Genomic DNA, 25,348 nt, shown 5'->3' with positions numbered 1-25,348 from the left:
GCTTGCCGGCGATAGCGATCTTCAGACCGCCATCGCCGGCAAGCCGGGCTCCTACATTTCTTTTAGCGCATGGGAGATCGTTGTTTTGTTAACCCCCATCCCCGTCACCGTCCTCAGCGGCTTTCTTGGCGCTGGCAAGACCACCTTGTTGCGGCACCTGCTCAAGGCCGAGCACGGCTTGAAAATCGCCGTGATCGAGAACGAATTCAGCGACGCCGGTATCGACACCCAATTGCTGGGCAGCGAGCCGGTGCAAGTCATGACCCTGTCCAATGGCTGCGTGTGCTGCACCATTCACACCGACCTGACCAAGGCCCTGTACCTGCTGCTGGAGCGCCTGGACAGCGGCGAGATCGCTTTCGACCGCCTGGTGATCGAGTGCACCGGCCTGGCCGACCCGGCCCCGGTAGCCCAGACCTTTTTCATCGATGAAGAACTGCGCGAGCGCTACATCCTCGACGGCATCATCACCCTGGTGGACGCGGCCCACGCCGAGCACCACCTGACCCAGACCATCGCCCAGGCGCAGATCGGGTTTGCCGACCGCCTGCTGGTGAGCAAGCGTGACCTGGTGGACGACGCCACCTTCGACGCCCTGAGCGAGCGCCTGACCCGCATCAACCGCCGGGCACCGATTCGTGTAGTGGAGCACGGCAAGATCGACCTCGCCGAACTGCTGGATGTGCGCGGCTTCAACCTGAACGCCGGGATGAGCCTGCGCCCGGTAAGCCAGGCGCCGTCCATCGACCGTATTTCCAGCCTTGTGCTGCGCACCGACCAGCCGCTGGATATCGACAAGCTCAGCGAGTTCATGAACCAACTGCTGGAAGACCACGGCAAGCAACTGCTGCGCTACAAGGGCGTGCTGAACATTGCCGGGGAAGACCGGCGCATGGTGTTCCAGGGCGTGCTGAAGCTTTACGGGTTCGATTGGGACACCGAATGGGCCGAAGGCGAGCCGCGGGAAAGTGTGATTGTGTTTATTGCCGACGAGTTGCCTGAAGAGAAGATCCGCGAAGGCTTTGCACGGGTTTACCAACCCTGAGTTGAAACACAGTCAAAATGTGGGAGCTGGCTTGCCTGCGATAGCAGTGTGTCAGTCACAGGTGTATTAACTGGCACACCGCTATCGCAGGCAAGCCAGCTCCCACACTTAACCGTATTTCAATTTGAAATCCGGCATAAAAAAGCCCGGCTCTTGAGCCGGGCTTTTCATTCAACCCACTGCAATCAAGCGCCGTATACCGGCAGCTTCTTGCAGATGGCCTTGACCTTCTCACGCACAGCGTCGATCACTGCTTCGTTGTTCAGGTCAGCCAGGATGTCGCAGATCCAGCCAGCCAGTTCCTTGCACTCTGCTTCCTTGAAGCCACGAGTGGTCACAGCCGGGGTGCCGAAGCGCAGGCCGGAGGTGACGAACGGCGAACGTGGGTCGTTCGGTACCGAGTTCTTGTTCACGGTGATGAAGGCTTTGCCCAGTGCGGCGTCAGCATCCTTACCGGAGATGTCCTGCTTGATCAGCGACAGCAGGAACAGGTGGTTTTCAGTACCGCCGGACACCACGTCAAAACCGCGCTCGATGAACACACCGGCCATGGCCTTGGCGTTTTTCACCACTTGCTGCTGGTAGGTCTTGAACTCAGGCTGCAGGGCTTCCTTGAAGCAGATCGCTTTGGCGGCGATCACGTGCTCCAGCGGGCCACCTTGGCCGCCCGGGAAAACGGCGGAGTTCAGCTTCTTCTCGATCTCGGCGTTGGCGCGCGCCAGGATCAGGCCGCCACGTGGACCGCGCAGGGTCTTGTGGGTCGTGGTGGTCACTACGTCAGCGAATGGCACCGGGTTCGGGTAGACGCCAGCGGCGACCAGACCGGCCACGTGGGCCATGTCGACGAACAGGTAGGCGCCGACTTTGTCAGCGATTGCGCGGAAGCGTGGGAAATCCAGGATCTGCGAGTAGGCAGAGAAACCGGCCACGATCATTTTTGGCTTGTGCTCAACCGCCAGGCGCTCGACTTCGTCGTAGTCGATCAGGCCGTTGCCGTCGATGCCGTACTGAACGGCGTTGTACAGCTTGCCGGAGGAGGAAACGCTGGCGCCGTGGGTCAGGTGACCGCCGTGGGCCAGGCTCATGCCCAGGATGGTGTCGCCCGCTTGCAGCAGGGCCAGGTAAACGGCGCTGTTGGCTTGGGAGCCGGCGTGTGGCTGGACGTTGGCGTAATCGGCGCCGAACAGTTCCTTGGCGCGGTCGATTGCCAGCTGCTCAACGATGTCGACGTACTCGCAACCACCGTAGTAACGCTTGCCTGGGTAGCCTTCGGCGTACTTGTTGGTCAGAACCGAACCTTGAGCCTCCATAACCGCAGGGCTGGTGTAGTTTTCCGAAGCGATCAGCTCAATGTGCTCTTCCTGGCGCACGGCTTCTTGCTCCATGGCGGCAAAGAGATCGGCGTCGTACTTGGCAATAGTCAAATCACGGCTGAACATGGCGGTCCTCAAGGATCGGGGGCAGAAAAGAAGCGCATTCTAACCCAATGGGTTTTAGATGGCATATGAAAGGACATCATGTCGCGGACAAGCGGGATTCACTTGGGGATGAGTGGTGCCCTTGTGGCGAGGGGGCTTGTCCCCCGTTGGGCTGCGCAGCAGCCCCATTCAGGGCTCACACGTTTATTCAGATAGATCGCGGTGGCAGGTTTTGGGGCTGCTTCGCAGCCCAACGGGGGACAAGCCCCCTCGCCACATAAGCCGCATCACACGCTCTTAGTCGAACATGAACAGCGCATCGTTGCTGAACTGCGCCTCAAACCGGTTCGCCGGCATCGGCCGCCCGAACAGGTAGCCCTGCACCTCGTCACAACCGTGCTCCCGCAGGAAGTCCAGTTGCTCATGGGTTTCCACGCCCTCGGCGATTACCGCCAGGTTCAGGCTGTGGGCCATCGCGATAATCGCCCGGGCAATCTGCGCATCCTGCTCACCCGACGGCAGGCCGTCGACAAAGGTGCGATCGATCTTCAGCACGTCGATGGGGAATTGCTTGAGGTAGTTCAGCGACGAATAACCCGTGCCGAAGTCGTCTACCGCAATGCTCAGGCCGAGGTTTTTCAGGCTGGCGAGGATCTGCATCGCTTCATTGACCTCGCGCATCAGGATACTTTCGGTCAGCTCCAGCTCCAGGCACGCCGGCGGCAGGCCGGTGTCCTTGAGGATGGTGGCGATGCGCTCCCCCAGTTGCCCGTCGGAGAACTGCCGGGCCGAGATGTTGACCGAGACCTTGGGCACCCGCACCTTGTTCTGGTGCCAGGTCTTGAGTTGACGGCAGGCTTCGCTGATCACCCAGTCGCCTACGTCCACCACCAGTCCCAACTCTTCCAGCACCGGGATGAAATCCCCCGGCGGCACCAGCCCGCGACGTGGATGGCGCCAGCGCAGCAGGGCTTCGGCGCCGGTCAGGCGTTTACCGTCGCCGCTGAACTGCGGCTGGTAATAGAGCACGAATTCGTTCTGTTCCAGGGCGTGGCGCAGGTCGCTTTCCAGCTCCAGCCGCTCCAGGGCGCTGGCGTTCATGTCGGCCTGGTAGAACTGGAAGTTGTTCTTGCCGCGCTCCTTGGCGTGGTACATCGCCGTGTCGGCGTTCTTCATCAACTGGCTCAGCTCGTTGCCGTCCTGCGGGCTCAAGGCGATGCCGATACTGGCGGTCACGAAGAACTCGCGGCCCTCCAGCACAAACGGCTTCACCAGGCTGGCCAGGATCTGCTCGGCCACGTGAATCGCGCGGTTCAGCGCCATTTCACGGTTGACCCGTGGCTGCAGCAGCAAGGTGAACTCGTCGCCGCCCATGCGCGCCACGGTGTCGTCTTCGGCCACGCAACCCAGCAGGCGGGTGGCCATTTCCTTGAGCATGCGGTCGCCGGCGGCGTGGCCGAGGGAGTCGTTGATCGGCTTGAAGCGGTCGAGGTCGAGGAACATCAGCACCACCCACGACTTCTGCCGTTCCGCCGACTGCAACGCGGTGTGCAGGCGGTCCTGGAACAGCGTGCGGTTGGGCAGGTGGGTCAGGGCGTCGTAGTAGGCCAGGCGGTGGATCCGCTGTTCGCTGGCCTTGCGCTCGCTGATGTCACTGAAGAAGCACACGTAGCTGGCCAGGTCGCCTTCGTCATCGAACACGGCAGTAATCCCGACCCAGGCCGGATAATGCTCGCCGTTGCGGCGCTTGAGCCACACTTCGCCTTCCCAGGTGCTGTGCTGGTGCAATTGCTTGAGCACGTAGCGCAGGTGGGCTTCCTGCTGTTCGTCGACGGTGAGCATGTTCGGCAACTGGTCGAGCACGTCCGCCACCGCATAACCGCTGACCCGGCTGAAGGCCTCGTTGGCCTGCACGATATAGCCGGCCGGGTCGGTGATCAGGATCGCCGAGGTGGAGTGTTCGAATACCGTGGCCGCCATGCGCAGGTCTTTTTCCGCGCGGCGTTGCTGGCTGATATCGCGACCCACGCCGAGGATGCCTTCGAATGCACCGTGCTCGTCCCACACCAGCACCAGGCGCAGCTCGATGGGGATCTTGCGCCCGTCGGCGCGCAGGCAGTCGAACAGGAACAACTGGGTCTGCACGTCGTTGCGCAAGGCCGCCAGGGATTCGGGTTGGTCCAGGGCGCGGCTGACTTGCTCCACCAGGGAGTAGATGCCGGTCAGTTGCTGCGGGTTGGCGATGGTCGATTGCCAGCCGTTTTCAAAGATCCAGTCAACGTCATAACCCAGCACCGCGTTCACCGAAGGGCTGACGTAGTTGAGGGCCAGCTTGCTGTCGGTGGAAAAGATCACGTCGCTGATGCTTTCGGCCAGCATGCGGTAGCGCTGTTCGCTGTCCCGCAGGGATTCGCTGGCCTCGATCTGGTCGGTGATGTCCTTGGCCACGCCGATAATACGCGTCACCTGGTCGGTCTTGTCCCGGGCCAGGGCCTGTTCGCGGATATCGAAGCGCCGCCATTGGTTGTTGCGGTGGCGAAAGCGCAGTTGGCACTGCAACTGGCTGAGGTAGCCGGCCTGGCGCTGTTGCTGACGCAGGTCGTGGTAGCGCTCGGCGTCTTCGGGGTGCAGCAGGATTTCCCAGAAATACTCGCCCATTTGCTGCAGTTCGGGCTTGTTGTAGCCCAGGGTGTGGCCAAGGTGGTGGTTGCTGAAAATCATCCGTTGGCTGATCACGTCCTGTACATACAGGTGATCGGGCACGGTGCGCACCACGTCCGACCAGAACCCCTCGCGCTCCACCAGCGACAGCTCGATCAGCTTGCGGCTGGTGATGTCGCTGATGCTCAGGATCACCGCCTTGAAGTCGTCCTGTTGCTCCGGCAGGCGCATCACCAGCCACAGGTATTGGTCGTTGCCTGCGACGTCGCTGAGCTGGATTTCCAGTTCGAGCTGTTTCTGTTGGGTCAGTACCGCGTCGATCACCTGGTGGCCGATGGCGGTAGGGCTCGACGGGCAGGCGTCGATCAGGCGTTCCCAGGCTTGCTCGCAAGAGGCGACATTCAGCAGGCGCACCGCCACCTGATTGACCTCGGTAATGCGCAGTTCCTTGAGCAATTGCTGGCGTTGCTCCGGGCTGTCTTGCAGTAACTGTTGCAACTGTTCGCGGGTTTGCAGTCGGGCTCTATCGAAGAAGGCACGCAGGCCAGACAGGTCCAGCACGCACAGCGCCACGCCGGTGCCTTCGAAAATATCCTGGTAGCGGCGCCGCCCCTCGTGCACCTGGCGCTGGCGGCGGCGCATGTTCAGCAGCACGATCACCGGGATCAGCGAGAAGGCCAGGCCCAGCAGGCATTTGCCAATAAAGGCCGGCAGCAGTTGTTCCAGCACGGCAGCGCGGTCGAACAGGCCGCGCAGTTGCCAGTCGCTCTTGCTCAGGGGTGTGACCAGTACACTTTTGTTCAATTCGTCCGGGGTCAACGACGAGGCCCATTGGGCCGGCATGCCGCTGTCACGGCTGACCACGCGGTGGTTGAGGCGGTTTTCGATGACCCACATGGGGCGCTGGCCCTGGCCGTCCTGGCGGGTCAGGTTGGCCAGGTAATTGGGCGCCAGGCGCAGGGCCCAGTACATCTTGGTGCCGCCGCTGGGCTGGTGCAGCAGCAGGTAGATGACGGTGCCGTCGTTGTTGTTGCTCAGGTAATAGGACTGGGCGTGGCTGCGCTTGACCAGTTCTTCAAGCCACGCGCTGTCCTGGCTGTCGCTGGCGCTGTCACTGATCATCGCGCCGCTGGGGGCGAGCAGGGCGACGCTGCGCAACTCCGGCAGGGAGCGTTGCAGGGTGCGCATCAGGATTTGTTGCTGTTCGGTGTCCCGGGGCGGCTCGACGATCGGTAGCAGGTTCAGGGCGATTTGCGCGCTGAGGGCCATGTTCAGGCTGATCTGTTCGGCCAGGTCGGCGCTGTAGTCGATGGTGTATTGCTGCTGGTTTTTCTGGTTTTGCTGCAACTGGTCCAGCAGTTGCCAGAACAATAACGCGAGCAGCAGCAGGACAAGCGTCGCCAATGCGCCCTTCAGGGTTCCGTGCAGGGGCGCTCCCGGCGCTATATGAGCGGCGCGCAGGGGAGTGGGCGGCGTGACGTTGGACAAACTGTGATCCTGCGGTTTGGCTGGACTGGCGCGCGACGTGCACTATAAGCCGGACGCCCGGAGGGCGGCTAGCATGCCTTGTGTTGTGGCAAAGTGCCAGCCCCGCCTGGCTGGACTGCCCACCCGCATTCAGGTAGCTTTGCCGGTTACGCGAGGGCGTTCCAGCCCCAGACAATCAGGCATCTACCGCACGCAGGCATTGATAGACATCAACGGCCCGCGCGGCGCATGGCCTGGCACGGGTTTCGCCCGCTTAATTCATCAGTCACTGACGCTAGGTTCACCATGGCTCAATACGTCTTCACCATGCATCGGCTGGGAAAAGTTGTTCCGCCGAAGCGGGAAATCCTGAAAAACATTTCTCTGTCCTTCTTCCCGGGCGCCAAGATCGGCGTGCTCGGTCTCAACGGTTCGGGTAAATCCACCCTGTTGAAAATCATGGCCGGCGTCGACACCGAATTCGACGGCGAAGCCCGCCCGATGCCCGACCTGAACATCGGCTACCTGCCGCAAGAGCCGATCCTGGACCCGACCAAGACCGTGCGTGAAGTGGTCGAGGAAGCCGTCAGCGTGATCAAGAACGCCCAGGCGCGCCTGGACGAGGTCTACGCGGCCTACGCTGAAGAAGATGCCGACTTCGACAAACTGGCGGCAGAACAGGCCAAGCTCGAAGCCATCCTGCAAGCCGCAGACGGTCACAACCTGGACCGCCAGCTGGAAGTCGCCGCCGACGCGCTGCGCCTGCCGGCGTGGGACGCCAAGGTTGAACACCTGTCCGGTGGTGAAAAGCGTCGTGTGGCCCTGTGCCGCCTGCTGCTGTCCGCCCCTGACATGCTGTTGCTCGACGAACCCACCAACCACCTGGACGCCGATTCCGTCGCCTGGCTGGAGCATTTCCTCCACGACTTCCCGGGCACCGTGGTTGCGATCACGCACGACCGGTACTTCCTGGACAACGTGGCCGGCTGGATTCTGGAACTCGACCGCGGTGCCGGCATCCCTTACGAGGGTAACTACTCCGGTTGGCTGGAAGCCAAGTCCGACCGTCTGGCGGCCGAATCCAAGCAGCAGTCGGCCCATGAAAAGGCCATGAAAGACGAGCTGGAATGGGTGCGTAAAGGCGCCAAGGCGCGTCAGTCGAAATCCAAGGCCCGTCTCGCGCGTTTCGAAGAGATGCAATCCCAGGAATTCCAGAAGCGTTCCGAGACCAACGAGATCTACATCCCGGCCGGTCCGCGCCTGGGTGACAAGGTCATCGAGTTCAAGAACGTCTGCAAAGGCTACGGCGATCGCGTGTTGATCGACAACCTGTCGTTCTCCATGCCCAAAGGCGCCATCGTTGGTGTGATCGGCGGTAACGGTGCGGGTAAATCCACGCTGTTCCGCATGCTGATGGGCAAGGAACAACCGGACTCGGGCACCATCGAAGTCGGCGAAACCGTGCAGTTGGCGTGCGTGGACCAGAGCCGCGACGACCTCGACGGCAGCAAGACGGTGTTCCAGCAGATTTCCGACGGTTCCGACCAGATCCGTATCGGCAACTATGAAATCCCGTCGCGCACCTATGTGGGTCGCTTCAACTTCAAGGGCGGCGACCAGCAGAAGTTCGTCAAGGACCTGTCCGGTGGTGAGCGCGGTCGCTTGCACCTGGCCCTGACCTTGAAAGAGGGCGGCAACGTCCTGCTGCTCGACGAACCGTCAAACGACCTCGACGTTGAAACCCTGCGTTCCCTGGAAGAAGCCCTGCTGGACTTCCCGGGCGCCGCCATTGTGATCTCTCACGATCGGTGGTTCCTTGACCGTGTGGCCACTCACATCCTGGCCTACGAAGACGACTCCCAGGCGGTGTTCTTCGAAGGCAACTACACCGAATACGAAGCCGATCGCAAGAAACGCCTCGGCGAAGCCGCTGCCCAGCCGCATCGTGTACGGCACAAGAAACTGGCCTGATTCGGGTTGGTGGTTTGAAAAAGCGGAGCCTTCGGGCTCCGTTTTTTTTTGCGTGTTTTCAGGTGGACCGCGTCGTCTGCATCGCAGGCAAGCCAGCTCCCACATTCGACCGCGTTGTCTTGAATGTACGCGGCCAGATGTGGGAGCTGGCTTGCCTGCGATAGCGGTTCATTTGTTGGTGCGAAACTTGGATTGAAATCCTCATTAAGGTGCAAAAACTGCCTTAATTTATATCAAATGCACCATTTAAATTCACAAAGGCGACATTTTGCCCTGTCGCGGTGCGGCATGAGTTGATAAAGTCCGGGACAAATCTCCTTTAACGACAATAAATTTGCCGAGACTTTTCATGATCGAATCCGTTGAATCCTTCCTTGCCCGCCTCAAAAAACGCGACCCCGACCAGCCCGAATTCCACCAGGCCGTGGAAGAAGTCCTGCGCAGTTTGTGGCCGTTTCTTGAGGCCAATCCTCACTACCTGAACTCGGGCATCCTGGAGCGCATCTGCGAGCCGGAGCGTGCGATTGTGTTCCGGGTGTCGTGGGAAGATGACCAGGGCAAAGTGCGGGTCAACCGCGGGTTCCGGATCCAGATGAACAGCGCCATCGGCCCTTACAAAGGCGGCCTGCGTTTCCACCCGTCGGTCAACCTGGGCGTGCTGAAATTCCTCGCCTTCGAGCAAACCTTCAAGAATTCCCTGACCTCGCTGCCCATGGGCGGCGGCAAGGGCGGTTCGGACTTCGATCCCAAGGGCAAGAGCGACGCCGAGGTGATGCGCTTTTGCCAAGCGTTCATGAGCGAGTTGTATCGCCATATCGGCTCGGACGTGGATGTGCCCGCCGGTGATATCGGCGTGGGCGCCCGCGAGATCGGCTTCCTGTTCGGCCAATACAAACGCCTGAGCAACCAGTTCACCTCGGTGCTCACCGGCAAGGGCATGAGCTACGGCGGCAGCCTGATCCGCCCGGAAGCCACCGGTTTTGGCTGTGTGTACTTCGCCGAGGAAATGCTCAAGCGCAATGGCGAGCGGGTCGAAGGCAAGCGCGTGGCCATCTCCGGTTCCGGCAACGTCGCCCAATACGCGGCGCGCAAGGTCATGGACCTGGGGGGCAAGGTGATTTCCCTGTCGGACTCCGAAGGCACCCTGTACTGCGAAAGCGGTTTGACCGAAGAACAATGGACCGCGCTGCTGGAGCTGAAAAACGTACAGCGCGGGCGCATCAGCGAACTGGCGGCGTGTTTTGGCCTGGAATTCCTTGCCGGCAAGGCGCCGTGGGAGCTGGCCTGCGATATCGCGCTGCCCTGTGCGACCCAGAACGAACTGGACGCCGAAGCGGCGCGCACCCTGTTGCGCAATGGCTGCGTGTGCGTGGCCGAAGGCGCCAACATGCCCACCACCCTGGAGGCGGTGGATATCTTTATCGAGGCCGGCATCCTGTTCGCGCCGGGCAAGGCATCCAACGCGGGCGGCGTGGCGGTGAGCGGGCTGGAAATGTCGCAGAACGCCATGCGCCTGCTGTGGACCGCCGGCGAAGTGGACAGCAAGCTGCACAACATCATGCAGTCGATCCACCATGCGTGCGTGCATTACGGCGAAGAGAACGGTCGGGTCAACTACGTGAAGGGTGCCAACATCGCCGGCTTTGTGAAAGTGGCGGACGCGATGCTGGCCCAAGGCATCGTTTAAGCCTCGGGCTCGATGCGCAGGATTTCGATCAACTGGTCACCGACGGGGCGCTTCCACAGCACCTCGTCACCCACCTGCGCACCCAGCAGCGCCCGGCCCAGGGGCGAGCCCCAGTTGATCAGGCCCACCGTGGCATCGGCCTGGTCTTCGCCGACCAACTGAATGCGCTGCTCTTCGTCCTGTTCATTGGCAAAGGTCACCCAACTGCCGATCTGCACCTTGTCGGTGGAGGTCGCCGGCGCCACCACCTGCGCGCTTTGCAGGCGCTGGTTGAAGTAACGCAAATCCCGCTCAAGGTCAGCCTGGCGCTGTTTATCGGCCTGTTCGCCCTTGGCGGACTCTTCACTGTGCTCGCTCTGCAACTGCGCCACCTTGGCCTGCAACTGCGCAAGCCCGCGGGCGGTGAGGTGATTGGGTTGCGCGCTGACCTGGCGTTCTACCGGTTGGCTGGCCTGGGCAGCGGCGCTGTCTTCATTGACGAACGCTCGACTCATGGGATTCTCCTGCTATGGAGTTTGGGCCATGGTCGCAGGGGTTAAGTTTCGCTGGATGTCTGAAAGCGACCTATGGCGAGCGAAAGGCCCGGGCGGCGTCGCGGTCCTTTTCCTGTTGCCAGGCGCGCTCGCGGTCGTCCCAGTGGCGGTTCTTATAGTCATTCAGGTCTTCGTTCTCGCGCATGGCCTTGCACTGGCGGAAGCCGTCATCCCAGCCTTCGGCGTAGGTGCGGTCCTTCAGATAGCGGGGGACGTTCTTGCGAAATTCCCCGGTGATCACCCCGGCGGCCTGGCGGCCGCTGCTGCAACCGTCGTCATAGCCGTCGGCGAAGGCGGGTGGGTAACCCTTGGCCAGCAAATCCTCATGGGTTGATTGGCAACCCGAGAGCAGGGCCAACACGCCCAGCATTACTGCGTACCGCCACATCGCATGCTCCCTGGCCGTTGAACGGCTGATGAGGGGAGTTTAGAAGGCGATTCGTTGGGGGGATGTGAAAGGGACGTGAGAAAGGCGTTGAGTTAAAGGGCCATCAACGACGATTCCCTTTAAATTGCAGGACGATTCCTAGAGAATCTCCACCCTATTGCGCCTTAGGGTTTGGGTCACTAGCCTCCTGACTTCGCTGTGAGAACAGCGAACGGGTTTAGCGGCCCGAACCACCAAGGCGCAACCTCTTTACACACTTGGCAGGCGGATTTTTTTGTCGGTCATATCGTGTTATGGCGGCTGTGCGCGGGAGATCTTCGGATCTGCCGGGTGTCTAGGTGACCGGTTCGCTAACCTGCGCACAGCTGCCACCCCTTCATGTTTAGCGACGTGTCGCGGTGGTCCCTTTTCTCACTTAGAAGAGACATCATGACTAAAATCGTTCCCGATCCACCGCTGTCCTCAATCATTACCCTCGGTGTAGTCACCTTCGGCGACTATGGCGAAAACGAGAAACCCCTGTTCCGCGTCAACGCAGGCATGCCGATTGGTGAGGCGCTGGAACATGTCTCCACACTGCTTCACTACTCCAAGACACTCGCAATGGAAGCCGCCATGGATGTACGAGGAGAGCAATATGCGTGGGCAGCACATTATCTATGCGAGATGGGCAAGGCAGTGGTAGACGACCTCACCCAAGCGATGACTCCCGTCACCTAGAGACTAATACTTTGTCCCTGTGGTGAGCGGGCTTGCCCCGCGTAGGGCTGCGTAGCAGCCCTCACCAACCTGCTTTCAGTCGTAGTAACCCACAGTTTTCTTCAGGTGGTCTGAGTACTCGTAAATCTCGTCAATCGACGAAATCGCATGTCGGGTTTCATTTTTCTCCTCGTCAAAAATCCCAATGTATTTCTGACTACGGTTGAAATGAAGGCGACAAATCGGCTTGCGATTATTGTCGTCCAGCAATATGCCAAAATAGCTCTGTGTATCTCGCTGCACGATTCGTTTGGCATCGACCACCGAGCGTACGACAGCCCTTACTATGTGATATCCCTCAAGTTCTTCCAGCGTGGTGAGAATTTTATCTTCTGACTCGTCGCGCTCTGTAACTTCGGTATTCGGGGCGGGAGAAGCGGGCAATGAGGCCAGAGTCGGCTGAATGGACCCACTCATAGCTGACTTGAGTCGATCATTGATCTGATCGTTGAGGAACTGGCTTAACGCCTTTCGAGTTAACTCAAAAAACTGCTCCCGAACTTTCTGTGTAATCACGCCTTCGTACACACGCGAAGCGAAAACTTTGACGAAATCGTCATCTGGCTTGACGACTTGTGCAGCGATCACTTTTTTGATTTGGCTGACGTATTTCAACTCTCCGGCAGCATTGATGATCGAATCTACGTCAAAGGCAGACTTCGTCAGCTTGATCAGTTCCGGTACTGAGTACTCGTCAATGTCTAGCAAATCCAACTCTAAAAATGGCTTTTCATCCATTTTGTTGGGAGCGTCCAGATCAGTAAAAAAGCGATAGACCTGGCCGTTGGTGAGAATCGAAATCCTCGCGCTTGTAACGTGGAAATAGCGAAACAGCTGTGACGCGTGATTGATGCTGAGTGACTCACCAATTTTTTTACATTCGATGAGTATTTGTACCTCTCCATTTTTCATGATGGCGTAGTCAATCTTTTCACCTTTTTTCGTCCCAATATCGCAGACAAACTCCGGCGTTACTTCCTGTGGATCAAATACGTCGTAGCCCAATACTGTATTTATAAATGGCATTACAAAAGCGTTTTTTGTGGCCTCTTCTGTTTGAATTGCAGGACCTTGTAGTCGGACTTTAGCCGCCAGACTGGTGAGCTTTTCAAAAAAATCCATATGAGCCTCTTACCTATTCAGATCCGTGTATAGACGTGGTGGCAATTTGATTGCCATCCGATACTAGACATTAATTCTGATAAAGAGAATGGAATAGAGCCGATTTGCAGTGGATGAAAAAAGCTAAAAAACCGTATGATTTTTCGCGCTTATTTATCAATGAGTTGAGAGGGGCAGGAAAATTTCTGAGCCGAGATGGTTGGTAGTGAGCTTGCTACTTCGAGGCGGACGCTGAACTTGTGGCGAGGGAGCTTGCTCCCGCTGGGGCGCGAAGCGGCCCCTGTGTTCAGGCTATTGAGATATTTCAGATAGGGTTGGGCCCCTGGTTTTGGGGCTGCTGCGCAGCCCAACGGGAGCAAGCTCCCTCGCCACAAGGTTATGGCGCGGCTGAGTTAAGTTTCAGGGCAGTGTGTTCTGCCAGTTCTTGCTGGATAAACGCTGCAATCATCGCCCTATAGACTTGCTCTGCGACGTCCGGGTTGGCGCCAACGGTGTGAGACAGCTCGCGAACCTTGGCGATCACCTGCTCAACCCGCTGCGGCGCTTTCACCCCGTCACTGTCTTTTTTGAACCGCGCAGCCTGGGAGACAAAGCCGCCCCGTTCGGCCAGCAGCGTAACGATCTGGCGATCAATACGGTCGATGTTCTCTCGGACTTGCTCAAGGCTGGTGCAGTTGACGGCCATGTCGGTTGACGCTCCTTATGGATTAATAGTGATACCACTTCACTTCCAGCATCACTTCATTCACCGGTGTCGCCAAGTGGCTGTATTCACGCTGGGCACTCAGTCTCAACCCCAGGTTGCGGGACAATTCCCACTGTTGATTCAGGCTGATACTGCGCCGTACTTCGCCATTGGTGAAGAAATCACCCTTGGCTTCCAGGCTCAGGTTGCCCAGCGGATTGCGCCACAGCACGCCGGTGTTGAAGCCGGCCGCCGGGGAGATGGCTTCGCCAAAGTCGCTGTTGTGTTCCACGCGCACGGTGCCGAGGGCGAAGCCCAGCATGTCGTCGCGCAGCTGCCAGGTGCCGCCGGCGCCGCCGTTGACGTGGCTGACCAGGGTTTCGTCGTCATGTTTGCCCGGCACGCGCTCGAGGCCGCCGGTCACTTGCCACGACCAGGGTTGCAGCAGCGCGTTGCGCGGGGTCAGTGAGCGGATGGTCGCCAGGTCCAGTTGCTGCAATTGCCAGTGGTTGCCTTCGTACTGGCGCAGTTTCATTTGCAGGATTTCGATCTGCGCGCCCAGCGGGAAGCCTTCGGCATTGTCGTTCAGGTCGTGATAGGCCATACGCAGGCCATATTCGCCGAAGGCCTTGTCGCCCCGGGTGCCGATGCCGGCTTGCCAGGTGCGGGATTCGTGGCCGTCTTCGGGCAGGCCGGGGCGTTCGATCTTCAGGTCCGGTGCCGGGTTCTGGTTGATCGCCCGCAGCAGTTCGAAGCTGCGCTGGGAGCGTTCGGTGTCGCGCTCCAGGCCGTTGGCGCGGTAGCGGCCGAGGCGGTAGGCGGCGTCGATGATCAGGGCCTGGCGGTCTTTGGCGATGGCCTTGAAGGCCGGCTCCTGCAGTTGTTTCTGGTCGTCGCTGATCTTCAGCACCCATTGCTGCTCATCACTGCTCAGCGGCTTGGCACGTTCCAGCAGTTCGCGTTCACGGGACGGGCGATAGTCGATTTTCTCCACCAGGCCGGCTTCTTTCACGGCTTTCACAGTGTCGGTAGGAATCGCGGTCAGCGGGAATTGTTCGGTCAGCCGCAGAGTTGGGCGGGCCACTTGCAGCAGTTCCAGCAGGCGATAGGAGCAGTTTTCGTCGAAGAAGAAGTAGTCGAACTGGATCTGTTTGAGTTCCCACACGTGCTCGACCATGCGCTCGGTCTCGACCTGGGTCAGGTTCAGGCGGTATTCCCACAGGTCGCGGTTCTCCAGGCTACGGTATTCGGAGAGTTTTTCCTGGTAGGGCACCAGCGCAAACAGGCCGGGATAACCGCCCATCAGGCCTTTCCAGGCGTAGAGGATGCTGTTGTCCGAGCCTTCGATATAGGCGCCAAAGTTGATCGCGTAGCTGAGCAGGGCGGTGTTGTTGCTCTGCACGTCAGCCTGGTCGATGCGCAGCAGGGTGTGGCCGAACATTGACGACGGGCTGTTGAGGTAAGCCGCCGGGAAGATCATCACCGCGCTGTGGGGGGCGACGTCCTTGAACCATTGCTTGAATTCCTTGCAGTCCAGCGCCGGCAGGTCAGTCAGGTGCAACTGGTCCTTGAGCCAACGGGTACGTGCGGGGTAAACGCATTGGGCGTGCTTTTCACCGAGGCTGGCCGGAGCATAGAGTGCTTCTACGGTGGCCTTCAGTTCCTGGTCCGGATGGTGGGCGCCATCGGGGGCGAGGAAGAATTTCTTGTCGCTGACATAACTGCGCCAGCCTTCGAACTTGCCGGATTCGTAATGCCCCAGCGAGAGCCAGAACGGCTCGTTGGCCAGTTGCTGCAAACGTTGATCATCAAGGTGCGGTGCCGCATACAGCGGGGCGCAGGCGAAGAGTGCCAGGTAGGCAAGGCGTTTGAGCATGTGGGCAACTTAAGTCGAGATAAAAAGACCCAAAGGGGAGGCAGGTCCAAAAATAATAAAACCCGTGCCTCGAAAGGCACGGGCGGGTCGAGCTTAAGCCTGGGTAGCGTATTTCGCCAGGCGGGTGTCGCCTTTCAGTACGGCCAGGGTGTTGTTGTGCACGTCATCAGCGGTTACGTCAGCTTTGCTGAAGATTTGCTGGAAGTGCTCGTGAGTCACCGCGGCAAAGTGCTCGCGGTCTTCAGGAGCAACGCCCAGTACCACGGCGTAGGTAGTCAGCGCTTCGCCGTTACCTTTGGCCATGTCTTCGGACAGCTCGTTCATCATGCCATTCATGGCAATCCACGATTTGCCACCGTAGGTCAGTGCGCTGTTGGTGTTACAGCCGTTGGTGCCCGAGGTCATGCCGAAGGTGGCGTTCCCCGAGGTACCGTTGGTGGTGGAAGCCAGGAAGTGAGCGGGAGTGCCGCGTTGGCCTTCGAACAACATGTTGCCCCAACCGCAGTTCGGGCCACCTGGCGCTTCAGCCATTGCATTGAGGGAGACTACGGTGAAGAGAGTACCGAGAAGGATCCGTTTCATAGCTTTGTTCTCTTTGTGTGCAAACCAATGGACAAGGGTTCAGGTGCCTGACAGCACCCTAGGGGTCGGTTATTAGTCCAACCCGCAGCAGGTTGGAGTTTAGGCACGATCCAAGGGTTCCGTTACTTTTTGTGAAACAAGCCGGAAACACTCGGTTTTTTTACAGCCTCAAAGCCGGGTCTATGCTTTCCCTAAGCCGTGCCTTGCCAGCCGGCCCAACCCGGCGCCAGAATGCCGTCATCTGCCCCGCCTGATGTAAGGAAGCCCGATGCCTGATCCTGTTGCTGCCAGCTTGCGTCTAGCGCCTGAAGCGCTGACTCGTCCTTTTTCCGCTGAACAGTTCAGCTTCTCGACCACCAATGATTTGGAGCCCTTTCGCGGTGTGCTTGGCCAGGAACGTGCGGTCGAAGCCTTGCAGTTCGGTGTGGCCATGCCACGCCCCGGTTACAACGTATTTGTGATGGGCGAGCCCGGTACCGGCCGCTTTTCGTTCGTCAAACGCTACCTCAAGGCCGAAGGCAAACGCCTGCAGACCCCGGCCGACTGGGTCTACGTCAATAATTTCGATGAGCCTCGCGAGCCCCGCGCGCTGGAGCTGCCTGCGGGCGGTGCTGCCGCGTTCATCAGCGATATCAACGGCCTGATCGACAACCTGGTCGCGACCTTTCCGGCGGTGTTCGAACACCCGACGTATCAACAGCGCAAAAGCGCCATCGACCGTGCCTTCAACCAGCGTTATGACCGGGCCCTGGATGTGATCGAGCGCCTGGCCCTGGAAAAGGACGTGGCGCTGTACCGTGACAGCAGCAACATCGCCTTTACCCCGATGCTCGACGGCAAGGCGCTGGACGAGGCCGAGTTTTCGCAGCTGCCGGAAGCCGACCGCGAGCGTTTTCACACCGATATTTCCGAACTGGAAGAACGCCTCAACGAAGAACTCGCCAGCCTGCCCCAGTGGAAGCGCGAGTCCAATAACCAGATGCGCCAGTTCAACGAAGAAACCATCACCCTGGCCTTGCAGCCACTGTTGGCGCCGTTGTCCGAGAAGTACGCGGAGAACGCGGCCGTCTGCGGTTACTTGCAGGCCATGCAGGTGTACCTGCTGAAAACCGTGGTCGAGCAGTTGGTGGATGACGCGAAAACCGACGCCCAGGCCCGCAAGTTGCTGGAAGAGCAGTACTGCCCGAGCCTGGTGGTGGGCCATCCGGTCAACGGTGGCGCGCCGGTGGTATTCGAGCCGCACCCGACCTACGACAACCTGTTCGGCCGCATTGAATACAGCACCGACCAGGGCGCGCTCTACACCACCTATCGGCAGTTGCGGCCGGGCGCGCTGCACCGGGCCAACGGCGGTTTCCTGATCCTCGAAGCCGAGAAAATGCTCAGCGAGCCGTTTGTGTGGGACGCCCTCAAGCGTGCCCTGCAGTCGCGCAAGCTGAAGATGGAATCACCGTTGGGCGAACTGGGCCGCCTGGCCACCGTGACCCTCAACCCGCAAGTGATCCCGTTGCAGCTCAAGGTCATCATCATCGGCTCCCGCCAGCTGTACTACGCGTTGCAAGACGCGGATCCGGACTTCCAGGAGATGTTCCGCGTGCTGGTGGATTTTGACGAAGACATTCCGATGGTGGATGAAAGCCTGGAGCAGTTTGCCCAGCTGCTGAAAACCCGCACCTCGGAAGAAGGCATGGCGCCGTTGACCTCGGACGCCGTGGCGCGGCTGGCGACCTACAGCGCGCGGCTGGCGGAGAACCAGGGGCGCCTGTCGGCGCGTATTGGCGATTTGTTCCAGTTGGTCAGCGAGGCGGATTTCATTCGCCACCTGGCGGGCGATGAACGCACGGATGCCGGGCACATCGAGCGTGCGTTAAAGGCCAAGGCCACACGCACCGGGCGGGTGTCGGCGCGGATTCTCGACGACATGCTCGCCGGGGTGATCCTGATCGACACCGCCGGTGCAGCGGTGGGCAAGTGCAACGGGCTGACAGTGCTGGAGGTCGGTGACTCGGCATTCGGTGTGCCGGCGCGGATTTCTGCCACGGTGTACCCGGGCGGCAGCGGCATCGTCGATATCGAGCGCGAAGTAAACCTCGGCCAGCCGATTCACTCCAAGGGCGTGATGATCCTCACCGGTTACCTGGGCAGCCGTTATGCCCAGGAATTCCCGCTGGCGATCTCGGCAAGTATCGCCCTGGAGCAGTCCTACGGTTACGTCGACGGCGACAGTGCGTCCCTTGGCGAGGCCTGCACCTTGATCTCGGCCCTGTCGAAGACGCCGCTCAAGCAGTGCTTTGCCATCACCGGTTCCATCAACCAGTTTGGTGAAGTGCAGGCGGTGGGTGGGGTCAACGAGAAGATCGAAGGTTTCTTCCGCCTCTGTGAAGCCCGCGGGCTGACCGGCGAGCAGGGCGCGATCATTCCCCAGGCCAACGTCGCGACGCTGATGCTTGATGAGAAGGTGTTGCAGGCCGTGCGGGACGGGCAATTCCACGTCTACGCCGTGCGCCAGGCTGACGAAGCCCTGAGCCTGCTGGTGGGCGAGCCGGCGGGGTCGCCGGACGAGGAGGGGCAATTCCCTGAAGGCAGCGTCAACGCGCGGGTGGTGGAGCGCCTGCGGGCGATCGCCGAGATGATCAGCGAGGATGATCTGAAGGAAGCCGAGAAGGAGTTGGCGCAGGAGGCGTTGGCTGAGACCAAGCCCGTGTGATGTTGATCGGATGAGGGGCGCGCCTTGTGGCGAGGGGGACAAGCCCCCTCACCACAGGGCAGTCGTCCGTTGGTCCCCCAGCCTTGGTTTGTACCGGGTTTCTTCTATTCTCAGCTCAAGGGATATCCACAGGAGTCGCTGGATAGAAACAGTCTTGCCCTGCGAGGCTGAATACCGGATCTACCGAGGGTCGCCGCCATGTCGCGCAACCTCTGCCTCACCCGCCAGTGCCTGGGCCTGGTCACCCGTATCGAATGTTCCATTCGCCCTCTCGCGGGGGATACCGGGATGTGGACCTTGTTGTTTGCCGCCGGAATGACTGGCGAACAGCCCTCCACCATCAAGTCTCAAGGCCCGTTTCACGGACCTTTCGTGGCACAAACCATCCTCGATTCGATTGTCGAAAGCCTGACCCTGCACGGGTACGAACTGGCCGACGACCCGCAGATCTGGTGCCTGCACCTCCAGGCGCACTTGCGACAGCTCAATGGCGGGCGGCAAACGGCGTTGAGTGATATCCGCTAAACATCGAAAACCCAATGTGTGGGTTTGTGTGGGAGCTGGCTTGCCTGCGATGCAGGCAACTCGGTCTTTCAGCTGGACCGAGGTGATGCTATCGCGGGCAAGCCCGGCTCCCACACCCGCCCGCTTGGCGCTTACGGCTTGGGGGCAGGTGCCGACTCGGGCTTGTCCAGCTTGACCTCAAACCCATACTGCACCGTGTTCAACCCGGTGCGCTGGTAGGTCTCCAATGCGCTCGGCTGGCCGTAGAAGTAATGCACGTCGAACAACGCCGTGCCGTACTCCTCGGCGCGGTGGCTGACGCCGAGAATTTCCTTCAGGTAGTTGCCGCTGGCGTCCTTGGCATAGAACCGCCAGCTGTCGGCGGGGAACAGCTTCTGATCGACAATCAGCGCGTTGTCTTTCAGTTCCAGGCCCTTGGGCAGTTGCCCGGCCGTGAGGTTGCCTTTTTCGATGGTGGCCAGGAACAGCGGCATTGAACCCACGGCAAACCCTGGGTTCTCGGGGAACAGGTTCAGGTCATAGGTAATGGTGGCGCGCCCCGGGTCGACCTCGTAGGCCTCGGCGGGCAGCTCGATCGGCTCGCCGAGCTTGCCTTCGTCGTTGGCCGTGAGAAAGGTCACGGGGGCATCGCCGCCGCCCCGGTCGTCGCCCAGCAGGTCGTCGTTGAAGGTGTAGGGGTGATCGAACTCGATGTGCGCCGCGCTGGCGTCATCCACCGACTGATTGATGGTGACGCTTTTCTTGAGTTGGTCTTCGGACAGTGTGGCGTCCTTCAGCCAGTCGGAGGCCTGGTCGTCATACACGGTGACGGGCATTGGCAGGGGCTGTACGGTTTTCTCCAGGCTGTTCTTGTCGAAGCGCCGCACGGGCAGGTCCAGGTCCTTGCGGGTTACGGTGGCTTGGGAAAAGTCGAGGACGCTGACTTGCACGTTGTCGATCAAGCCATTGAAGTACACCTTGGTGTAATGGCTGTCCTGCTTGTGTTCGAAGGCTTTCTGCTCGTCTTCCAGCTGTTTCTCGAAGGCATCGGACCAGGCCGTCTGCTTTTGCATTTCCGCCAGTTGCTTCTCGTAGAACGCCAGTTGGGCGGCGTTCTCGTTGATCGAGCCCGAACGCGAGAGAAATTGCCCGGTGGTATCGCGCGCCTGCACCAGCAGCGGGTTAGGCGATTCGTCGGCGACTTCCGGCGCGAGGGGGGCGCTGTTGGTCAGTTCGATCTCTGCGTAGTTCTTTTCCAGGGTCAGCAGGGTGACCGTGACGTTTTCTTCGGTGCGTTTGCGGCCCACGTCCTTCTTCGACAAGTCGAAGGTGAAGACTTTGCGCGGGGCGATCACTTCGACCCTGCCCTTGAGGGTGACGGGCTGCGGCTGGCTCTTGTTGTCAGTCTCGATGCCTTCGACGAACGGGTAGGTCACCGTCAGGTCATCGGGGTTGGTCAGGTTGGAACTGGTGGGGCTCAACTGGATGCCCGGGTCGGTTTCCGACCATTCCGGCTGGAAGGGGATGACCTTGTTGTTGCTCAAAGTGACCGACTGCCATTCCAGGCCGTGGGGGAACGGGAACTGGTCGGGCATGTTGAAGTTGAACGGGAAGATCGGCTGCAGGTCCGTCAGGTAGTCCGAATGGGACGCCTTGCGCAGCACAAACAGGCCATTGATGTAGGTATCAACCAGGGCCTGGGGCGTCGGGTAATGCTTGAGCAGCGCCAGGGCGTCTTCGCTGTACTCGGCCTCGATGGGCTTGGTGGCGAGCTTGACCCGCGCCCGCTCCAGCAACAGCAGCGAGCCACCGAGCTCGGACACGGCGTCCTTGAGCTTGGGGTCCTGGATGGCGTCCAGGGACTGTTCGAACTTGGCAGTTTTCTCTTCGAGGCTGGCTTGCTTGTGTTCATCGCTGGGGGAACAACCGCTGCCCATCAGCAACGCCGCACACAGGCCAATGCTGGCCAAAGGGGATCGCACATCCATTATCTGAGTTTTCCTGTCCGACATCATCGAGCCGAGTTGATGAGCTCGACACTAGCAGAAAAATTCTTTTACAGATGCCGTACAGATCAGTTTTCTCGACGGTTTCTGGCGTTTGGGAACGGCTGGTATACTCGGCGCCATTTTTAGCCAAGCTGTGTGAGATTCAATGGAACGCTTTATCGAAAATGCAATGTATGCCTCACGCTGGCTGTTGGCGCCGATCTATTTCGGTTTGTCCCTGGGCCTGCTGGCGCTGGGTCTGAAGTTCTTCCAGGAAGTGTTCCATGTGATTCCCATGGTGTTCTCCATGAGTGAGTCGGATGTGATCCTGGTGCTGCTGTCGTTGATCGACATGGCGCTGGTGGGCGGCCTGCTGGTGATGGTGATGATCAGTGGCTACGAGAACTTCGTCTCCCAGCTGGACATCGACGAAAGCAAGGAAAAGCTCAACTGGCTGGGGACCATGGACTCCTCGTCGCTGAAGATGAAGGTCGCGGCGTCCATCGTGGCGATTTCGTCGATCCACTTGCTGCGGGTCTTCATGGACGCCAAGAACGTCGACCCCGAGCACCTGAAGTGGTACGTGATCATTCACATGACCTTCGTGGTGTCGGCGTTTGCCATGGGCTACCTGGACAAAGTCACCAAGCACTAATGGACGGATGGCCGGTTTTCGCCTTGTGGTTCGAGGCGTTCCGGCCTATCTCTATAGCTCTGTCCTGGAGGTGCCGTCATGAACCTGCAAGAGCTGTATGCCTACGCCACGGTAGGCCGTATTGACCAATTGAGCCTGATCTCCCTCGAAGGCGGTATCTACGTGCTGGAAGCCCGCATGCAGGGCAGGGCGTACCCGTTGGGCGATGACCAGGGCAAAACCCTGCACCTGCGTTCGGTGGAGCACGCGCGCCAACTGCTGCACAAGCACGCGATGCCGAAAATGCCGTTTGAGCTGGTGCACACCTCGGTGCACGACGAAATGTGCGGCATGCCGCCCGGCGCCGAGGAAAGCCTGCGATTGCCGATCGCCATCCACTCCGCCTGGTAAGGGCGGGGGCTCATCATCGGTCGTTCTTGTGTGCTAGTCTGCTCGCCCTTTTAGTTCTGGGCGGTTCGGGAAATGTTGCAGTTTTCCGGCGCTGTCCTACAGCGGAGCAGTTCCATGTCCGAAGTTAACTTGTCCACCGACGAAACCCGCGTGAGCTACGGCATTGGCCGTCAGTTGGGCGACCAACTGCGCGACAACCCGCCACCGGGCGTGAGCCTGGACGCGATCCTGGCTGGCCTGACCGACGCTTTCGCCGGTAAGCCAAGCCGTGTGGACCAAGAGCAAATGGCCGCCAGCTTCAAGGTCATCCGCGAAATCATGCAAGCCGAAGCGGCTGCAAAGGCTGAAGCCGCTGCTGGCGAAGGCCTGGCTTTCCTGGCTGAAAACGCCAAGCGTGACGGCATCACCACCCTGGCTTCCGGCCTGCAATTTGAAGTGCTGACCGCAGGTTCTGGCGCCAAGCCAACCCGTGAAGACCAAGTGCGCACTCATTACCACGGCACCCTGATCGACGGCACTGTGTTCGACAGTTCCTACGAGCGCGGCCAGCCTGCAGAATTCCCGGTTGTCGGCGTGATCGCCGGCTGGACCGAAGCCCTGCAACTGATGAATGCCGGCAGCAAATGGCGTCTGTACGTGCCGAGCGAACTGGCTTACGGCGCTCAAGGCGTTGGCAGCATCCCGCCGCACAGCGTTCTGGTGTTCGACGTCGAGCTGCTCGACGTTCTGTAAGACCTTACCTGTAGGAGCGAGCCTGCTCGCTCCTACAGCGTTTTGCGCGGTTACTCATGGATGAAACTTGCCATTGAGATCCGTCACCGGGCGCAACGCCCGGGCATAGCAGAACAGAAACAGATTTCTCACCACCTCCTTCAACACTCCAGGTTCGCTGGAGCTCAGGCCATTGACGTCCAGGTCGCCCTGATCCTGCAGTTCACTCAGCGCTTCTTCTTCCAGCACCGCGCAGACTTCCCCGGTTTCCCGATGAAGGATTCGCAGGTAAGGGTGTGGGCGGTCCAGCCAGGCATCAATCAAATAAGTCATGGGTCGCATCTCCTTGATGGGTTTCAATGAGAATAATTCTTATTCAAGGAATAGCAAGTCCCTATTGGCGATTTCCGGACTTTTCTGTGTGGATATTGTTTTTGATCAAAAGGCCTGGCCTTTTGCCGGCAGTGCGGGAGTGACGCGGGGAGGGCGAAGCGCCATCCCGTGCAGGGCACGGGATGGAGGCAGCAGATTCAGACTTTGCGTACGAACTCGGACTTGAGTTTCATCGGGCCGATACCGTCGATCTTGCAGTCGATATCGTGGTCGCCGTCGCACAGGCGGATGTTTTTCACCTTGGTGCCGACCTTGACCACCAGAGAGGTGCCCTTGACCTTGAGGTCCTTGATCACGGTGATGGTGTCGCCGTCCTGCAGGACGTTGCCCACAGAGTCTTTTTTCACGGATTCATCGCTGGCAGCCTCGGCTTCGCCTCCGACGGCCCACTCATGGGCGCATTCCGGGCAAATCAGCTGGGCGCCGTCTTCGTAGGTGTATTCGGAATTGCATTTTGGGCAGGGTGGCAACGTGCTCACTAAAGCTCCTTTAGTTTCAGGATGGCTAAAAAGCGCACATTATATAGGGTTTTAGCCGGGCAGGGTGCAGCAACGCCAGAGAACGCTGTGGGAGCTGGCAAGCCAGCTCCCACATGAAGCAGAGCAGAATCAGTGGGTGCGGGCGACCGCAAACTCACTCAGCTCAACCAGGGCGTCCCGGTATTCGCTGGCTGGAAGGGCTTCCAGGCATTGGATGGCGCGAGCGACGTAGTCACGGGCCAGTTGCGCGGTGTATTCGAGGGAACCCGAGGCTTCCACGGCTTCACGGATGCTTTCCAGGTCTTCGATCCCGCCTTTCTGGATCGCCTTGCGCACCAGGGCGGCCTGTTCCGGCGTGCCTTCGCGCATGGTGTAGATCAGCGGCAAGGTCGGCTTGCCCTCGGCCAGGTCGTCACCGACGTTCTTGCCCAGGGTTTCGGCATCGCCGCGATAATCCAGCAGGTCGTCCACGAGCTGGAAGGCCACCCCCAGGTGATCGCCGAACGTGCGCAGGGCTTCGCTCTGCTCGGGCGTCGCTTCGCACAGGGCCGCGGCACTGTGGGTCGAGGCTTCGAAGAGCATCGCGGTTTTGCCGCGAATCACTTCCATGTAGGTTTCTTCGGTGGTGCTGGCGTCGCGAACCTTCGACAGTTGCAACACTTCGCCTTCGGCGATGATGCGCGTGGCCTGTGAAAGAATCTTCATCACCGGCATCGAGCCCAGCTCGACCATCATTTCGAAGGAGCGCGAGTACAGGAAGTCGCCCACCAGCACGCTTGGCGCATTGCCCCACATCGCGTTGGCCGTCTCGCGACCGCGGCGCATGCCGGACATGTCGACCACGTCGTCGTGCAGCAGGGTGGCGGTGTGCAGGAACTCGATGGTCGCGGCCAGCAGGCGCAGGTCATCGCCTTCGCGGCCGAGGGCCTTGCCACACAGCAACACTAATAAAGGACGCAGGCGTTTACCGCCGGCCGACGTAATGTAGTCGCCAATTTTGGAGACCAGCGGCACTTTAGAAGTCAGCTGCTTCTTGATGATGCCGTCGACGGCGCTAAAATCGTCCGCCACCGCGCGGTAGAAAGCTTGGGGTTGCATCAGCGACAGTCGCTCCAGAAGGGTTGCGCGGCATGCTAGGACCCACGTCCCGTAGTGTCAAGGCGCGATAGACGGCTACTTGCAACACCTCCATAGCTTGCGTACAATCGCGCACCCTGAACTTCCTGGGCAGCACCTGCCTTACGCAATTGCATTCGGGACGTCCATCCCATGCAGCCATGCCAGCCAATACCTCTTCTTATAAAGCGCTGGGTGAGCAGGATTATCG

At 59.8% G+C, this 25,348-nt stretch carries 21 protein-coding genes; 9 read left to right on the top strand and 12 right to left on the bottom strand.

The genetic code is table 11. From position 1 onward, the window contains the following. Positions 1 to 85 precede the first annotated feature (85 nt). A complete protein-coding gene (yjiA, locus tag P3C29_RS12065; protein WP_275964600.1) occupies positions 86 to 1,045 on the top strand; it encodes a GTPase in 960 nt (319 codons plus the stop codon). Positions 1,046 to 1,230: 185 nt separating this feature from the next. On the opposite strand, the gene glyA is transcribed toward yjiA, so the two are convergent. Together glyA and P3C29_RS12055 are read right to left on the bottom strand one after the other, a co-directional pair. Beyond that, a complete protein-coding gene (gene glyA, locus P3C29_RS12060; protein WP_010174925.1) occupies positions 1,231 to 2,484 on the bottom strand; it encodes a serine hydroxymethyltransferase in 1,254 nt (417 codons plus the stop codon). Positions 2,485 to 2,760: 276 nt separating this feature from the next. Next, on the bottom strand, positions 2,761 to 6,612 hold the full coding sequence (locus tag P3C29_RS12055; protein WP_169386346.1) for a bifunctional diguanylate cyclase/phosphodiesterase: 3,852 nt from the start codon (positions 6,610 to 6,612) through the stop codon (positions 2,761 to 2,763). A 285-nt stretch (positions 6,613 to 6,897) separates the two neighbouring features. On the opposite strand from P3C29_RS12055, the gene ettA reads away from it, so the two are divergent. Both ettA and gdhA read left to right on the top strand, forming a co-directional pair. Then, positions 6,898 to 8,562, top strand: a complete 1,665-nt coding sequence (ettA, locus tag P3C29_RS12050; RefSeq protein ID WP_003215833.1) for an energy-dependent translational throttle protein EttA — start codon at positions 6,898 to 6,900, stop codon at positions 8,560 to 8,562. Between the two features lie 349 nt (positions 8,563 to 8,911). Continuing rightward, complete coding sequence (gene gdhA, locus P3C29_RS12045; protein ID WP_275964599.1) at positions 8,912 to 10,249, top strand: NADP-specific glutamate dehydrogenase; 1,338 nt, start codon at positions 8,912 to 8,914, stop codon at positions 10,247 to 10,249. Here the strand turns inward: gdhA and P3C29_RS12040 are convergent. Then, positions 10,246 to 10,743 carry a GreA/GreB family elongation factor gene (locus P3C29_RS12040; RefSeq protein WP_177113485.1) on the bottom strand — a complete coding sequence of 166 codons (498 nt, stop codon included), beginning with the start codon at positions 10,741 to 10,743 and terminating at the stop codon, positions 10,246 to 10,248. The genes gdhA and P3C29_RS12040 overlap by 4 nt on opposite strands. 70 nt (positions 10,744 to 10,813) lie before the next feature. Beyond that, positions 10,814 to 11,170: a hypothetical protein gene (locus P3C29_RS12035; protein WP_169386343.1), complete on the bottom strand. Its 357-nt coding sequence runs from the start codon at positions 11,168 to 11,170 to the stop codon at positions 10,814 to 10,816. Positions 11,171 to 11,599: 429 nt separating this feature from the next. On the opposite strand from P3C29_RS12035, the gene P3C29_RS12030 reads away from it, so the two are divergent. After that, the gene (locus P3C29_RS12030) at positions 11,600 to 11,890 is read left to right on the top strand and encodes a DUF3077 domain-containing protein (protein ID WP_275964598.1); all 291 of its coding nucleotides are present in this window, start codon (positions 11,600 to 11,602) and stop codon (positions 11,888 to 11,890) included. Between the two features lie 75 nt (positions 11,891 to 11,965). Here the strand turns inward: P3C29_RS12030 and P3C29_RS12025 are convergent, their stop codons facing one another. From P3C29_RS12025 to P3C29_RS12010, 4 genes are all read right to left on the bottom strand, one after another. Then, positions 11,966 to 13,051: a type I restriction endonuclease gene (locus P3C29_RS12025; RefSeq protein ID WP_275964597.1), complete on the bottom strand. Its 1,086-nt coding sequence runs from the start codon at positions 13,049 to 13,051 to the stop codon at positions 11,966 to 11,968. A gap of 376 nt (positions 13,052 to 13,427) precedes the next feature. Continuing rightward, complete coding sequence (locus P3C29_RS12020) at positions 13,428 to 13,736, bottom strand: chorismate mutase (RefSeq protein ID WP_275964596.1); 309 nt, start codon at positions 13,734 to 13,736, stop codon at positions 13,428 to 13,430. A gap of 22 nt (positions 13,737 to 13,758) precedes the next feature. Further along, entirely contained in the window at positions 13,759 to 15,612 is a 1,854-nt protein-coding gene (locus tag P3C29_RS12015; RefSeq protein WP_201125407.1) for a DUF4105 domain-containing protein, read from the bottom strand. A gap of 93 nt (positions 15,613 to 15,705) precedes the next feature. Next, positions 15,706 to 16,194: a DUF3015 domain-containing protein gene (locus P3C29_RS12010; RefSeq protein WP_010174937.1), complete on the bottom strand. Its 489-nt coding sequence runs from the start codon at positions 16,192 to 16,194 to the stop codon at positions 15,706 to 15,708. Between the two features lie 268 nt (positions 16,195 to 16,462). On the opposite strand from P3C29_RS12010, the gene P3C29_RS12005 reads away from it, so the two are divergent. Further along, on the top strand, positions 16,463 to 18,901 hold the full coding sequence (locus tag P3C29_RS12005; RefSeq protein ID WP_010174939.1) for an ATP-binding protein: 2,439 nt from the start codon (positions 16,463 to 16,465) through the stop codon (positions 18,899 to 18,901). A 198-nt stretch (positions 18,902 to 19,099) separates the two neighbouring features. Further along, positions 19,100 to 19,426 (top strand): hypothetical protein, encoded by a 327-nt coding sequence (locus P3C29_RS12000; protein ID WP_076014017.1) that lies wholly within the window; start codon positions 19,100 to 19,102, stop codon positions 19,424 to 19,426. A gap of 131 nt (positions 19,427 to 19,557) precedes the next feature. Here the strand turns inward: P3C29_RS12000 and P3C29_RS11995 are convergent, their stop codons facing one another. Beyond that, complete coding sequence (locus P3C29_RS11995) at positions 19,558 to 21,393, bottom strand: hypothetical protein (RefSeq protein WP_275964595.1); 1,836 nt, start codon at positions 21,391 to 21,393, stop codon at positions 19,558 to 19,560. 166 nt (positions 21,394 to 21,559) lie between these two features. On the opposite strand from P3C29_RS11995, the gene P3C29_RS11990 reads away from it, so the two are divergent. From P3C29_RS11990 to P3C29_RS11980, 3 genes are all read left to right on the top strand, one after another. After that, on the top strand, positions 21,560 to 22,048 hold the full coding sequence (locus P3C29_RS11990) for a TIGR00645 family protein (protein ID WP_010174946.1): 489 nt from the start codon (positions 21,560 to 21,562) through the stop codon (positions 22,046 to 22,048). A gap of 78 nt (positions 22,049 to 22,126) precedes the next feature. Then, positions 22,127 to 22,438, top strand: coding sequence for a DUF6482 family protein (locus P3C29_RS11985; RefSeq protein ID WP_201125406.1), 312 nt, complete (start codon positions 22,127 to 22,129; stop codon positions 22,436 to 22,438). A 114-nt stretch (positions 22,439 to 22,552) separates the two neighbouring features. Then, positions 22,553 to 23,170 carry an FKBP-type peptidyl-prolyl cis-trans isomerase gene (locus tag P3C29_RS11980; RefSeq protein WP_275964594.1) on the top strand — a complete coding sequence of 206 codons (618 nt, stop codon included), beginning with the start codon at positions 22,553 to 22,555 and terminating at the stop codon, positions 23,168 to 23,170. Positions 23,171 to 23,224: 54 nt separating this feature from the next. Here the strand turns inward: P3C29_RS11980 and P3C29_RS11975 are convergent, their stop codons facing one another. From P3C29_RS11975 to P3C29_RS11965, 3 genes are all read right to left on the bottom strand, one after another. Continuing rightward, entirely contained in the window at positions 23,225 to 23,482 is a 258-nt protein-coding gene (locus tag P3C29_RS11975; RefSeq protein ID WP_003215856.1) for a hypothetical protein, read from the bottom strand. A gap of 197 nt (positions 23,483 to 23,679) precedes the next feature. Further along, positions 23,680 to 24,021 (bottom strand): zinc ribbon domain-containing protein YjdM, encoded by a 342-nt coding sequence (locus P3C29_RS11970; RefSeq protein ID WP_003215858.1) that lies wholly within the window; start codon positions 24,019 to 24,021, stop codon positions 23,680 to 23,682. 129 nt (positions 24,022 to 24,150) lie between these two features. After that, positions 24,151 to 25,119, bottom strand: coding sequence for a polyprenyl synthetase family protein (locus P3C29_RS11965; RefSeq protein WP_003215860.1), 969 nt, complete (start codon positions 25,117 to 25,119; stop codon positions 24,151 to 24,153). Between the last annotated feature and the right edge of the window lie 229 nt (positions 25,120 to 25,348).

This window comes from Pseudomonas sp. 1912-s (genome assembly GCF_029269205.1).
Lineage (GTDB): Bacteria > Pseudomonadota > Gammaproteobacteria > Pseudomonadales > Pseudomonadaceae > Aquipseudomonas.
This window is presented reverse-complemented; position numbering and strand designations above follow the sequence as displayed.